1 protein-coding gene is annotated in these 1,171 nt (G+C 74.3%); it reads right to left on the bottom strand.

Translation table 11 applies throughout. The features are described 5' to 3' along the window. Positions 1 to 893 (bottom strand): NAD(P)-dependent oxidoreductase (locus ABD308_RS12375; protein WP_344332704.1); only part of this gene is annotated, 893 nt, incomplete at its 3' end. Positions 894 to 1,171 lie beyond the last annotated feature (278 nt).

Consider the following 1,171-nt stretch of genomic DNA (forward strand, 5'->3'; position numbering starts at 1 on the left):
GCGGCCTCGGCGGCGGCCACCAGCGTCTCGTGGGTGGCGTCGCAGACGGGGGTGGCCACGCCCAGCCGGCCGGCCTCGGCGGTGGCCAGCCGCAGGTCCTTGCGCATCAGGTCGAGCCGGAACTGCGGGTCGCCGTAGGCACGGTGGCGCATCACACCGGCCTTGTAGCGCATCACCGGGGAGCTGAAACCGCTCTCGCTGATCATCGACAGGGCGAGCTCGCGGTCGATGCCGGCCCGCTGGGCCAGCGTCACGGACTCGGCGAGCACCTGCATCTCGACGCCCATCAGCACATTCAGCATGACCTTCGCGGTGGCGCCCAGGCCGCTCGGGCCGAGGTGGCGGACCTCCTTGGCGAGCGGCTCCAGCACCGGGCCCACCCGCTCGAAGGCGGCGGCGGGTCCGCCGACCATGAAGCGCAGTTCACCGTCCCTGGCGTGTCGGCCGTTGCCGATGACGCAGGCGTCGACGCAGCCGCGGCCGCAGCCCGCGACGCGTTCGGCCACCGAGCGGGCGAAGTCCGGGGAGACGGTGCTGGTGTCCATCACGACGCCGTGCGCGGGCAGCGTCTCCAGCACCCCGTCGGCGCCGAACAACCGCTCCTCGACGGCCGCCTCGGAGGCCAGGCTGAGCAGCACCACGTCCACCCGCGCGGCCAGTTCGGCCGGGGTGGCGGCGACCTCCGCGCCACGGGCGGCGAACGGCGCGGCGCGCTCGGGGGTGCGGTTGTGGACCACGATCCGGTGGCCCCGGTCGAGCAGCCGGGAGGCCATCCCGCCGCCCATCACGCCGAGACCGATGACGCCGATCCTGGTCACCGGGGATGTGCCGTGGGCGGCGGCGGGCGGGAGGTCCCGGGAGAGTGCACGCCGTTGGCTGGGTATGTCGGCCATGGAGTCGACCCGCTTCCTGGTGGGCTGGTCGCGCCGGGATCCCGGCGCTCGGAGTGCGGCGGGGAGGCCGTGCCCGGCACCCCGCCCCACCGCGGCCGGGGTGCCGACTGCCCGTCCAGCCTAGCGGGTGAACACTCACTCCGCGATGGCTTCCGGCGTCCGTTTCGAGCCGTTCCGCAAGCTGAGGCTCCGTCAATTCCCTTTTTGGAAAGGCCTCCTCCCCCACCGCCGGGGGTAACGGTGGGGGAGGAGGGGTTGCGGGGCCGGCGCCGCGCGGC

This window comes from Kitasatospora putterlickiae (assembly GCF_039527695.1).
Lineage (GTDB): Bacteria > Actinomycetota > Actinomycetes > Streptomycetales > Streptomycetaceae > Kitasatospora > Kitasatospora putterlickiae.